Source organism: Streptomyces sp. MAI_2237, assembly GCF_054189285.1.
This window is the reverse complement of the sequence record NZ_JAJPGQ010000009.1, coordinates 725,749-737,403: the sequence shown is the minus strand read 5'-3', so window position 1 is coordinate 737,403 and position 11,655 is coordinate 725,749. Positions and strand designations below refer to the sequence as shown.

At 69.1% G+C, this 11,655-nt stretch carries 13 protein-coding genes and 1 pseudogene; 2 read left to right on the top strand and 12 right to left on the bottom strand.

What is annotated here, in order from left to right; all coding sequences use genetic code 11:
• Positions 1–109 precede the first annotated feature (109 nt).
• The 4 genes from LN251_RS38755 to LN251_RS38740 all read right to left on the bottom strand — a co-directional run bounded on the left by LN251_RS38755 (position 110) and on the right by LN251_RS38740 (position 2,617).
• Complete coding sequence (locus LN251_RS38755) at positions 110–994, bottom strand: ATP/GTP-binding protein (RefSeq protein WP_458248837.1); 885 nt, start codon at positions 992–994, stop codon at positions 110–112.
• Positions 952–1,197, bottom strand: a complete 246-nt coding sequence (locus tag LN251_RS38750; RefSeq protein WP_458248836.1) for a hypothetical protein — start codon at positions 1,195–1,197, stop codon at positions 952–954. Before LN251_RS38750 ends, LN251_RS38755 begins: the two co-directional genes overlap by 43 nt.
• An 80-nt stretch (positions 1,198–1,277) precedes the next feature.
• Positions 1,278–2,027, bottom strand: coding sequence for a transposase family protein (locus tag LN251_RS38745; protein WP_458248835.1), 750 nt, complete (start codon positions 2,025–2,027; stop codon positions 1,278–1,280).
• A 158-nt stretch (positions 2,028–2,185) separates the two neighbouring features.
• A complete protein-coding gene (locus LN251_RS38740) occupies positions 2,186–2,617 on the bottom strand; it encodes a hypothetical protein (protein ID WP_458248834.1) in 432 nt (143 codons plus the stop codon).
• A 572-nt stretch (positions 2,618–3,189) separates the two neighbouring features.
• Between LN251_RS38740 and LN251_RS38735 the strand changes: the two are divergent.
• Positions 3,190–3,375: pseudogene (locus tag LN251_RS38735) on the top strand (transposase family protein); the annotation flags it as partial.
• An 817-nt stretch (positions 3,376–4,192) separates the two neighbouring features.
• On the top strand, positions 4,193–5,233 hold the full coding sequence (locus LN251_RS38730; RefSeq protein WP_458248833.1) for a helix-turn-helix domain-containing protein: 1,041 nt from the start codon (positions 4,193–4,195) through the stop codon (positions 5,231–5,233).
• A gap of 63 nt (positions 5,234–5,296) precedes the next feature.
• Here LN251_RS38730 and LN251_RS38725 read toward each other — a convergent pair whose 3' ends face one another.
• From LN251_RS38725 to LN251_RS38690, 8 genes are all read right to left on the bottom strand, one after another.
• Positions 5,297–6,046, bottom strand: a complete 750-nt coding sequence (locus tag LN251_RS38725) for a D-Ala-D-Ala carboxypeptidase family metallohydrolase (protein ID WP_458248832.1) — start codon at positions 6,044–6,046, stop codon at positions 5,297–5,299.
• A 35-nt stretch (positions 6,047–6,081) separates the two neighbouring features.
• On the bottom strand, positions 6,082–6,501 hold the full coding sequence (locus LN251_RS38720) for a hypothetical protein (RefSeq protein ID WP_458248831.1): 420 nt from the start codon (positions 6,499–6,501) through the stop codon (positions 6,082–6,084).
• Between the two features lie 25 nt (positions 6,502–6,526).
• Positions 6,527–6,922 carry a hypothetical protein gene (locus LN251_RS38715; RefSeq protein WP_458248830.1) on the bottom strand — a complete coding sequence of 132 codons (396 nt, stop codon included), beginning with the start codon at positions 6,920–6,922 and terminating at the stop codon, positions 6,527–6,529.
• Positions 6,923–6,948: 26 nt separating this feature from the next.
• Positions 6,949–8,295 (bottom strand): GH25 family lysozyme, encoded by a 1,347-nt coding sequence (locus tag LN251_RS38710; RefSeq protein ID WP_458248829.1) that lies wholly within the window; start codon positions 8,293–8,295, stop codon positions 6,949–6,951.
• Between the two features lie 229 nt (positions 8,296–8,524).
• On the bottom strand, positions 8,525–8,995 hold the full coding sequence (locus LN251_RS38705; RefSeq protein WP_458248828.1) for a hypothetical protein: 471 nt from the start codon (positions 8,993–8,995) through the stop codon (positions 8,525–8,527).
• Positions 8,996–9,399: 404 nt separating this feature from the next.
• Positions 9,400–9,813: a signal peptidase I gene (locus tag LN251_RS38700; protein ID WP_458248827.1), complete on the bottom strand. Its 414-nt coding sequence runs from the start codon at positions 9,811–9,813 to the stop codon at positions 9,400–9,402.
• Between the two features lie 82 nt (positions 9,814–9,895).
• Positions 9,896–10,672 carry an ABC transporter permease gene (locus LN251_RS38695; RefSeq protein ID WP_458248826.1) on the bottom strand — a complete coding sequence of 259 codons (777 nt, stop codon included), beginning with the start codon at positions 10,670–10,672 and terminating at the stop codon, positions 9,896–9,898.
• The gene (locus LN251_RS38690) at positions 10,669–11,634 is read right to left on the bottom strand and encodes an ATP-binding cassette domain-containing protein (protein ID WP_458248825.1); all 966 of its coding nucleotides are present in this window, start codon (positions 11,632–11,634) and stop codon (positions 10,669–10,671) included. Before LN251_RS38690 ends, LN251_RS38695 begins: the two co-directional genes overlap by 4 nt.
• Between the last annotated feature and the right edge of the window lie 21 nt (positions 11,635–11,655).

The window sequence follows — 11,655 nt, the reverse complement described above, 5'->3', positions numbered from 1 at the left end:
CCGGGGCGGCGCCACCGGTCCGGCCACGCGTGCGTGGTGGGGGAGTGTGTCCGGGGCTGTGCCTGCACGTTCTTGGGTCCTGTTCACCGTTTCCGTCCTTCCGGTGGCGTTACCTGACGACCTGCACTTCGCCGATCGCCACCTGCACGTTGGTCTGTCGGACCTCGGTGAGCTGGCCGGCCTGTCCGCCGCCCTGCCAGTTGATCGCCCACGTCGAGGTCGCGGTCAGGGGAAACTTGCCGTTCTGGGCACTTGCTGAGGTCTTTGCGTACACGTGGCCGCAGGTCGGAGACTGGGCCATGCCCGCGGAGGACGTGTAGGGGGTCCCGGGGCCGTTGCAGGTGACGGAGGTGCCGTCGCCCATCGACCACACGATCTTCGACACCTTGGCGGTAGCGGTGACGGTGACCTCACCCGCCGTGGCCGTCGCGGTGTTTGGACCATAGGTCGTGGCGCTCTGATTGACCCACATCCACATCGGGACACCCACCGTGTACTTGCCGGCCGTACGCGGGCTGGCGATGTCCGGGCCTGCCAGCAGCATCTTGCTGACGGCCTGCTGGGCCACTACCACTGGATCAATGGCAGGCACGTTCGCAGCAGTGTCGGCAACGAAGTACGTGAACACGGGGGCGCCGTCTGGGCCGTTCTTGCACTGGCGCTCGTAGACTGCACCGTCCTTGGACGACTTGCCTTTCCAGTACATGCTGCCTTCGGGCGGCTGCGGATCCAGTTTCCGAATGCTGCACGTTGACTTGCTGCTGGCTTTGCCGTTCCCTGTGCCGACGGGTTTTGCATTGGAGCCCGGCGTAGTCGAGTCGTCGTCAGCCTCGCACACCACCCACTTGCCTGCCCCGCTGCAGTTACCGCCGGTCGGTGGGTCAGCGAAAGCGTGCGAGGGTAGCGCTAACGACAGTGCTAAGGCTGCGGCCAGCACGAAGCCCAGGTGGATCAGCAGGCGCTTTGCTGTGGAGTGATGTCTATGATCTTCCACTGCTTTCCCCACTTCTCGGCATCGATCTTCGTCTGGTAACGGATGAGCCGCTTCTTCGGCATCTCCACAGGCTTGCCGGAGCTGCGGTAGATGAATTTCCAATGGCTGCTGTCCAAGCAATCCGTCAGCTTCGCACTGGGAACCTTCTTGGCCGCGTCAAGGCTGTCGACCGCGATCTTGTGGGTCGGTGCGCCGGTTGTCACGATCCCCTTGGACCGCAGGTCCTTGAGATCTGCTTCCGCGCTCGACAGCGCCTCCGCTGCGGCGTACTGACTGAGCTCCTTCAGCGTTGCAACTCAAGGGTGAGGACGGCCTTGGCGATTGACGTCATGCGGTTGGGGCTGCAACGGGACCTGCGGAAGATCCGCCAGGACTTCAGGCGGGCGACGCCGCGTTCGACAGGTGCGCGTGCTGCGGCCATGGCACGGTTGCGGGTCTTGTCGGTGGCGGTCAGTTCCTGCAGAGGCTTGCGTTTGATGCCCGTGGTCAGCCACGGACCGGCGCCCTGGTAGGCGAGATCGGCCACGATGGGGACACCCTGGCGCTCACAGATCCGGATGATCCGGTGGGTGCGGGCGGCGGTCAGGTCGTGGGTGCGGCCCGGCAGGGCGGGCGAGAGCCACAGCAGCCGGCCGCCGGGATCGGTGACGACCTGCACGTTCACGCCGTGGCGCCGGTGCTTGTGGGAGTAGTCGGCCCGGCCGTCGCCGACCCGGTCGCATTCGGCGAGAGTGCCGTCAAGCAGGACGAAGTCGGGATCGTGGTCGCGCAGCGTCTTCAGCAGACCCGGGGCACGGGCAGCGAGAAGGTCGACGACCGCGCTGGTGTAGGCATGCGCGGTGGACTCGCTGATCCCGAACCCGGCGGCAATCTTCGCCAGGGTGGTGTGTTCGCGCAGGTACACCAGTGCCACCATCGCGCGCTGTGACGGGCGGAGCTTGCAACGCCGGTCGCCCTCACGGGTGACGATCAACATGGTGACCCACTCCACGAGTGCATGCGGCAGGTCGAGTGCGGCAGGATGGATGACCAACGAGGCCCCCGAGCAACGTGATTGAGACGTCAGACATCTCGATCAACAACCCGGGGGCCTCGCTCGTTGCGCTTCACGGACCGTCACCCGATCGGTGGCCACATCGAAGAAGCTCACTGACCGCCTATGACCACTGACGAACCCTTGGACTCAGTCTTCTAGTGGTCGTTGAGGTAAAAGTGCCCGGACGCGTGGTCGGGGACTTCATTCAGCCACACGTCGACCTCGATTTCAGCACCCTCGGGGAGGTCGTATGCGCCCCCCTGCGAAGCGCTGGCACTGGCGCACGATCCGACCCCGCCCCCCGCCTTGAGTTGGTAGCGGTGGATCCATTCGTTGGTTGTGCTGTTGAAGTAGGAGACGTCCACGAGGGGGCTTACCCCGTCAGCTGCCGTGTCACAGACCTGGACGATATCGCCGTGCTCCTCGACGTAGACCGTGCCACCCTGCTTGGCGTCTGTGGTGGTCCACGTGTGGTCCCAACCGCCCGCAGGCGGGTCGACCGTCGCGGACGCCGACGTCGCGCTGGCGAGTGACCCGCCGGCGACGATAACGGTGGTCACGGCCAGGGCTGCGAGCTTTTGGCGCATCTTGATCCCCTTCTCGACATGTCCGCGAACCGACTCTCGTCAGCCTCCGCGAAGTTGACCTTCGGACCCGAGACTAAACGGCCCCGTGTTCTGTGACATCGGCGGGGTGCCTGCACGTTCAGCCCGTTGTCGACCCGAGCGCCCTTTCCAGGGCGGGGACGCCGTGCCGGTAAACGTGGCCCGGCGCATCGTCAGCGGCGATGCTCTTGTAGGTCGCCCCGGGCGTGGACTCGTACAGGGCCACGGCATCGGCCTTGAACTCGTCCGATCAGTCCTTCATCGCCATCGGCGGTGTTCTCGCTTCCTCCGGATCAAGCCCCGGCTGCGCTCCGCTGCGCCGACGCGTGCCCAAGTGTGGATAGGGCCGGACGCCACGAGTCGATCACCGCATAACGCGGCCCACGGTCAAGACGATGCCTCCGGCGGGGGATCGGCCGGCACCGGGATGGAGGGGGCGCCGTCGCCGACCGCGGGTCCATCGTGGCGGATGCTGAGGGCTCCCATCCCGCACACCATCGACCCAGGCAGAGCCGAGCAGCCGCGGCCCATGGCGTCCAGGTCGTTCGTACAGTAAGCCTCTGCAGGAACTGACCGCCACCGACAAGACCCGCAACCGTGCCATGGCCGCAGCACGCGCACCTGTCGAACGCGGCGTCGCCCGCCTGAAGTCCTGGCGGATCTTCCGCAGGTCCCGTTGCAGCCCCAACCGCATGACGTCAATCGCCAAGGCCGTCCTCACCCTTGAGTTGCAACGCTGAAGGAGCTCACTGTGCCAGCGTCAGGTATCGGAGATAGGCTCTCCGACCTGCGGTTGAGTGGATGCTCGTGGCGGCGGCTGCTGACATCAGTCGGTGACGTCAAGTGACGATGGTGCTGGACAGATCGATGGCACTTGCTACGTAGCGCGTACTGAGCTCTGAAGCGAAGCGGGTGAGGAGCGCAGCCCTATCGGTAGCTCGCCCGGTCGGCTTCGATGGCTGCGGTGAGGGCGTGGTCGGCCACTTCTACTGCAGGGTTGTCGTCCGGCAGGACGAGGTGATGCGGGTCGAGTGCTGCGGCCCAGGTCGACGACTTGCCGGGCGATGAGCGTCTGGCCGGGCCGACATGGCTCGGAGCCCCCTTGTGAATCGTTTCATTGGCTCCTTTCACGCTATGCGGGGTCCGCGGAGAGGAGCTGCAGTGGGTCAAGGAACTGGGCCAACGGCTTCCACAGCCGCGCACGCCGCCGGCCTGCTGGAGACGGCAGACCGGCTGGACACCCTGGCCCATCTGCATGCCGCTCTACCGCTCGTGGAACGCCAATGCCCCCCAACCCTGGAGGCGCCCACCCTGTTGTGGATGGCGCTGACGTGGGCAGACCGTGAGTTGGACATAGCCAGGGACAGTGCCGAACGACCCTCGGGCGGTCCCGTTCACCGGTCCCGTTCACCTTCGAATCTGTGTCCGTATTCCTGTGTGAAAGGGCCTTGCCGCGGCTCCTGCCCGGTGTAGCTTCTACCCGTCGGTAAGGGCTTGAGCAAGGGTGCTTTCGTGGCTGCCTCCTCGCACAGAGAGAAATTCGCCGCTCACCTTCGCATGCTGAAGGACCGCAGCGGCCGGGGTTACGACCGTCTCGGCAAGGAAGCGGGGGTCAGCGGCTCCAGTCTGCATCGCTACTGCTCGGGCCTCGGAGTCCCGGCGGACTACCGGGTGGTGCACGCCTTCGCCAGGGTGTGCGGCGCCAGCGCGGAGGAACTGCGCGAAGTGCACCGGCTGTGGGCGCTGGCGGACAGCGACCGCGACGCCCCGGCCGGCTCCGGCGAGGAGAGCCGGGAACCGGAGTCCGGCGCCCACGAGGCACCCGTCTTACCCGCCGAGGCCGCGCGGCCGACTCCGGTGCCGGAGGAGGACGTCACCCCGCCGCAGCCCGCCCCCGTCCAGGACGGCCCGGCGCGACGGTACCGGCTGCCCGACCAGCTCTCCTCGCGCTGGGCGGTCCTGGCCGCCGTGCTCGCGGTGCTGCTGGTGGCCGGCTTCGTGTGGCTGCCCTCCGGGCGCACCACCGGTGGCTCCCGGACCGCGGGCGACAAGGTGCTCGACTCCCCGGCCTGCGGGACGGTCAGCATGGGGGAGCACGACGGGTGCGTGCGCGAGGTGCAACTGCTGCTGGTGCGCGCCAAGGGCAGGCTCGCCGTCGACGGGGACTTCGGTCCCGAGACCCTGCGCAGAGTGACCGCGTTCCAGGTGCTGGCGGGGGTCACCGCCAGGGGCGTGGTCGACGAGGACACCAAGAAGGCGCTGTACTCGCGGAAGGTGAGCATGGCGACCTGGTCCACGGACCGGGTGGCGCAGCGGATCCGTGAGGTGTTCGTCGAGGACCCCGACACCGCCGTGGCCATCGCCCGCTGCGCGTCCTTCCTCGACCCGCTGTACGTGCTGCCCAACACCAACGGCAGCCGCAACTGGGGGGTGTTCCAGATCTCCGACGCCCGCCTGCGGCAGCTCGACGGCACACCGCTGCGGGCGTTCGACCCTGACTGGAACATCAAGGCGGCCCACCGCCTGTGGGCCGTTCGGCACGACTTCCACGACTGGCCGTCCTGCCAGGCGGCGTTGAAGAACACGCCGAAGAGCTGAGGCCCGGTGTCCTCGGGTACTCCCCAGTGGTACCCGAGGACACCGGACGCCCCACCGCCGGTGTCAGACGGTGCCGTTCTCCCACCACCAGTCACGACCCAGGTCGGCCCTGCTGTCGACGTGCTGGTGGTCGGTGTTGTACGTCTCCAGTCCGGAGAACCCGCAGGTCTCCGCCTTCTGGTAGACGGTCTTGTTGGACACGCCGGACACGTCGAGGTCGGCCGCGGTGCCGTACAGGTGCATGCTGTCGCTGGCGCCGCCGATCTCGGCGTTGTGCGCGATGCTGCGGAAGCCGGAGTTGACGGTGATCGGCTTGTCGCCCAGCTTCTTGCGCAGCGCCTCCAGCTTGTACATGCAGCGGCGGACGTTCTCCTTGACCTGCGAGGCGCTCAGCTTGCCGCCGTTGAAGGTGCCGTCCGTCTGGTTGACGAACTCGCTCCAGTTGAAGTGGAGCGTGGAACCGTCCGACTGCTCCAGGGAGTTGAGCTTGGCCTGGGTGTTGGGCCCGGCGCTGCCGTCCACGGAGAGACCGTAGGCGGCCTGGAACCGGCGCACGGCCGCCGCCGTGCCCGGGCCGAAGTCGCCGTCGATGCCGACCCGGCTGTGGGAGGCACTGTCCGCGGCCCAGCCCGCGACGCGGATCTGCAGCTCGGTGACGTCGGCGCCGCTGTCGCCCTGGTTGAGGGTGCGCGACCACCCGTACGCCTGCGCGGTACCGGAGAACAGCAGCTGGCCGAACGCGACGCCGGCGCCGGCGGCGAGGGTGCCACGCAGCATGGTGCGGCGGTCCATGGGGCGGAAGAAGGAGGTCATGGTCGTCCTTTCGGTGAGCGGCGGTGCGGAGAAGGTCAGTAGGCGATCTGGAAGGTGACGTTCTGGGCGTCGATGTCGTAGGCGTGGATGCGCACGACGAAGTGGGTGCCGTCCTTGACGTCGGTGGCGATGGTTCCCCACTCGGTGCCGTGCGTGGTGTACGCGTCGTCGTTGTTGCACTTGGTGGTGTGGTCGACGAACACCACGCAGGCGTCCAGGTAGATGCCCTGAGGGCCGTCCGTGAGGAGCCTGAGGTTGATGTCGTTGCACCGCGAGGACGTGGTGTAGGTGCCGTACTCCTTGGCGGCGGACTGGTAGTGGTACGTCAGGGTCTTGGCGCCGCCGTAGCAGCTGGTCGCGGCGGCCGAGGTCTGCGCCGAGGCGGGCGCGACGCCCGCTCCCAGCAGTGCGGCCGCGGTGAGCAGGGCCGAGGCGAACGCTCGTGTGCGGGTCATGTCGGTCTCCGTCGGGGGAGGAGGGTCAGAAGGCGATCTGCATGACGGCGTCGTCGCCCTCCAGGGGCACGCCGGCGGGCACCGTGAACTTGCTGTCGTTCAGGACGTCGGTGGCGATGGTCGTCCAGCTCCGGCCGACCTTGGTCCAGCGGTTGCAGGTGCCGTACTTCGCGAACTTCACACAGGCGTTGACGTAGTCGGCGGTGCCGCCGATGACGCGCATGTTGATGTCGGTGCAGCGACTCGAGCTCCAGTAGGGGCCGAACTCGACGGCGTCGCCGTAGCGCACGGTGACCGCCCCGCCGTAGCAGCTCGTCGCCACGGCGGCGGGGGCGGCGGAGGCGGAGCCGGTCGCCGGGACGGTGAAGCCGAGGCAGAGGAGCAGCGCGAGGGGGAACGCGCGGGTGAACCGGGTGGTCATACGGGTTCTCCTGTGGTCGGGCCGGATCAGCGGTTGGCCAGCCGGTCCAGATCGGCCTGGGTGCCGTTGAACACGTCCGCGGTCGCCGGTGCCTTGATGCCCGGGAAGACGGCGGCGTCGGTGTACTGCCACATCGTCCAGGTGGACGAGCCGTTGGGCACGGGCGGCTGGGTGATCGACTGGCGGTAGTCCGCGAGTTGCAGCGGATACCGGGCGAAGGCGGTGGTGGAGCCCATGCAGTCGTCCAGGAAGGACTTCTGCGTGTAGATGATCGGAGTGCGGCCGAAGGCGGCCTCCACGCGGTCCAGCCATGCCTTGGTGTCGGCGACCGTGCCGTAGGTCGGGCAGCGCCCGCTGCCGTCGTCCATGCGTTCCAGGTCGAAGATCGGCGGCAGGTCGCCCGCCCGCTGCCCGGTGTAGCCGGTGGCCCGCACGGCGGCGATGAAACGGTCGGCCTGCGCGGCACCCGTGTCGGGGGAGGAGCCCGTGTAGAAGTGGTACGGCGCCACGGCCAGGCCCGCCGCCCTGGCCGCCGGGAGATCGGTGGCGAGGTATTCATCGGTGACGTTCGTGCCCCGGGTCGCCTTGACCGTGGCGAACTCGACGCCCGAGGCGCGTACGGCCTTCCAGTCGATCGCCGCGCCGCCGGGGTGCTGGTACTTGGCCGTGTCCAGGCCGTCGATCGGGTAGCCGGCCGGCCGCGGCGGCGCGCAGTAGGTGTTGCGGCCGGACCAGTCCACCAGCTTGGACCAGGTGTTGGGGCCCACGACGCCGTCGGCGCTGAGGTTCGCGCAGTGCTGGAGTTCGATCACCCGGGACTCGGTGCCGCCGCCGAAGTCACCGTCGATCGTCAGCGGCGGGTAGTGGAAGGGCTCCATGGCCAGGTTGAGCCGGCACTGCAGCTCCTTGACCTCGATGCCGTTGGCGCCCTTCTTCAGCGTGGGGCGTGTGTCGATGTGGCCGCACACCGCGGGCTCCGCCGCGCTCGACGTGCCCTGCACGCCGCAGGTGTGCGGTTGCGCGGCCCAGGTGTTGAGCGCCGCCCACGTCTGCGGACCGAGGACACCGTCCACGGTCAGCCCCGCGCACCGCTGGAAGTCCTTGACCCGCGTCTCCGTCGCCGGCCCGAACGTGCCGTCCGCCGCGATCGGCGTGTAGCGGCTCGGCTTCGTCGCCAGGTTGAGCTCGCACTGCGCCTCGAGTGCCGGGTCCCCCGTCGCTCCTCGCTGCAAGGTGGGCTGTGCGCTGGTGTGCCCGCAGACGGCGACCGCCGTGGCGGCGGACTGTGCCGCCTGCACCACCGTCGGCCCGCACAGGGGCAGGGCCGCTGCCACGGCGAGGGTCAGACCCCGCAGAAGCGTCCTTCGTCCCATCCGGTGTTCCCCCTCGTATCGATGGCCGGGAGTTCCCGGCGCCCGATCATGCTGGCAGCGGTCGTCCCCAACTGGCCCCGCACACCGGCGGATTGGGACAGGGGGACGGTCCCGCCCGCGTGACCTGCGCGAACGGGTCACCGCTGGGACGGCGGTGGGACGGGGACGGCGGAGCGGGAGGCGCGGCGTGATCCCGGGGGAGGGAGGGCCGGTGCGCTCGCGGCCTGGCTCAGTGGCCGAGGGCGTAGGCGACGCCCATGTCCCAGGCGAGTGTGCGGCCCTCGTCGTAGGCGGTCTCGTAGGCGGCGGGGCCGATGGCCCCGCGGGCCTCGCGTTCGCACTTCTCCCGCTCGGCGACCCGTGCCGGGAGCCCGAGTTGCGGCTGCCCCAGGGTGTTCCACTGCTGCTGGGCCAGGCCGAGCGCCGGTACCGCCTCCGCGGCCCGTTCGGTCAGCAGCGTCAGCGCGTCGGCCGGGCCGGTCGCCGTGTCGTTCTCGGGTACCGGCAGCGGCTCGACGGTGAGCGCCTCCTCGGCCGTCATGCCCAGTCGGCACCGGCTCGTGGCGAGGATGCGCGGGCCGGGTGCCGCCCGCAGCAGTGCCTCGGCGGCCAGGGCGCACGCGTCGGTGAGGTGCTCGCAGGTGTCCAGCACCAGCAGCGCCTCCCGCTCGGCCAGGTACTCGGCGACCACGTCGATCACGGGCCGGGTCGTCTGGTCGGTGAGCGGCAGCGCCTCGGCGATGACGTGGGCGAGCAGCGCGCCGTCGGTGAGCGGCGAGAGCTCGACCAGCCATACGCCGTCGCGGAACCGTGTCCGCAGGGCCTCGGCCGCCGCCAGCGCCAGCCGGTCTTGCCCACCCCTCCGACCCCGGTGAGCGTCACCAGACGCGACTCCGGAACAAGAGGTGTTCCACGCTTGCCAGTTCGTCCGCGCGCCCGACCAGTCGCGTGCGCGGCACCGAGAGGCTGCCCACGCGGCACACGCCAGGTTTCCGTCCTCGTTCCTTGAGCGAATGCCGCACATTGAAAGGACTTGCAGTAGTCCCGCCCGTCTTTGCTCTCTTTCGGTCGGCGACAGGCGGATCCGGGTCGTACACCGAGTCGTTACGAGGCGGCGGTGCTCAGCGAACGGCCGTGACCGGCGGCGGATTCGTCCTCGTCGACCTTGTAGCCCGGGAGGGAGGGCCAGCGGACCGTCAGCACCACGGACTCCTCCTCCGCGAACCAGGAGTGGTCGACCCCCCGTCCCCACACGACGTAGTCGCCCTGCTCGGTCAGGACGACGTCACGTCCGGGGAGTTCCACCCGGAAGCGTCCGCTGATGAGGATCAGCAGGGCGGTTCGCTCCTCGCCGGTCACCCACCGGGCCCGTTCGTCGCCCCGCGGGTGGACGCCCCACTTGATCTCCACGTGCTCGCTGTGCCGGGGATCGGAGGCGTCCTTGAAGTGCCCCAGGAGCCATCCCCGGTCCAGCGCCGCGTCCTTGCCCGCATTGCCCACATGCACGCTGTCGGTCATGGCTCGGAAGGTAGCAGCAGAATGCCCCTGCTCTCGCAGGGGCACCTACCGGTCGCTCACTCGGACTCGCGTCGACGGTCGCTCACTTGGACTCGCGGTCGAACAGCGCCTTCGACCAGCGGTGACCGAGGACGGTCAGGCCCAGGCACCAGGCGAGGGCGATCCACCAGTTGTTCCCGATCTCGGTGCCGAGGAGCAGTCCGCGCAGGGTCTCGATGGCCGGGGTGAAGGGCTGGTACTCGGCGATCGGCTGGAACCAGCCCGGCATGGAGTGCAGCGGGACGAAGGCGCTGGAGATGAGCGGCAGGAGGATCAGCGGCATGGCGTTGTTGCCGGCGGCCTCGGCGTTGGGGCTGCTCATCCCCATGCCGACCGCGATCCAGGTGAGCGCCAGCGAGAACAGCGCGAGCAGCCCGAACGCGGCCAGCCACTCCAGGAGGGTGGCGTCGGTGGACCGGAAGCCGATGGCCACGCCGACCGCGCCGACCAGGATCACGCTCATCAGGCACTGCAGGACGCTGCCGGCGACGTGCCCGAAGAGCACGGACCCGCGGTGGATGGCCATGGTCCGGAAGCGGTCGATGATGCCCTCGTTCATGTCCGTGGCGACCGCGACCGCGCTGCCGATCGTGGTGGAGCCGATGGTCATCAGCAGGATGCCGGGCACGAGGTAGGCGATGTAGGCGGAGCGTCCCGTCCCGGCGCTCATCGCGCCGCCGAAGACGTAGACGAACAGCAGCAGCAACATCACGGGGGTGAGCAGCAGGTTGAGTGTCATGGACGGATAGCGGCGGGCGTGCAGGAGGTTGCGGCGCAGCATCGTGGTGGAGTCGCGCACGGCGAGGGTGAGGGTGCTCATCGGGCGTTCTCCTTGGGCTGGCCGGTGTCGCCGGTTGGGTCGGTGTCCGCGGTGAGGGCGAAGAAGACGTCGTCGAGGTCGGGGGTGTGGACGGTGAGTTCGTCGGCCTCGATGCCGGCCTCGTCCAGCTGGTCGAGGAGGGTGCGCAGGGCGCGCTGGGTGCCGTCGCTGGGGATGCGCAGGGCGAGGGCGTCGTCGTCGCGGCTGACCTCGCGCAGGAGGCCGGCGGCCGTCCGGTAGGCGGTGGGGTCGGTGAAGCGGAGGCGGATGTGGCCGCCGGGGACGAGTCGTTTGAGTTGTTCGGGGGTGCCCTGGGCGGCGATGCGGCCGTCGTGCAGGACGGCGATGCGGTCGGCGAGTTCGTCGGCCTCCTGCAGGTACTGGGTGGTGAGGAAGACGGTGACGCCGTCGGCGACGAGGGTGCGGATGATCTGCCACATGGTGTGGCGGGCGCGCGGGTCGAGGCCGGTGGTGGGTTCGTCGAGGAAGATGACACGGGGGGCGCCGACCAGGGTCATGGCGATGTCGAGGCGGCGTTTCATGCCGCCGGAGTAGGTGGCGGCGGGTTTCTTCGCGGCGTCGGTGAGGTCGAAGCGCTCCAGGAGTTCGGTGGCAGTCCGGCGTCCCTCGTGCTTGGGCAGGTGGTGCAGGTCGGCCATGAGGAGCATGTTCTCCTCGCCGGTGATGAGCTGGTCGACGGCGGAGAACTGCCCGGTGACGCCGATGGCGGTGCGGACGCCGTCGGGGGCCGTGGCGATGTCGTGGCCGGCTACCTGAGCGCCGCCGCCGTCGGCGGCGATGAGGGTGGACAGGATCCGCACGGTGGTGGTCTTGCCGGCGCCGTTCGGCCCGAGCAGGGCGAAGACCGTGCCGGCCGGGATGCTCAGGTCGATGCCGTCGAGGACGGTCTTGTCGCCGTACGCCTTGCGCAGGCCGTTCGCGGTGATGGCCAGGTCGGTCATGAGAGGTTCCCCCGGGTGAGG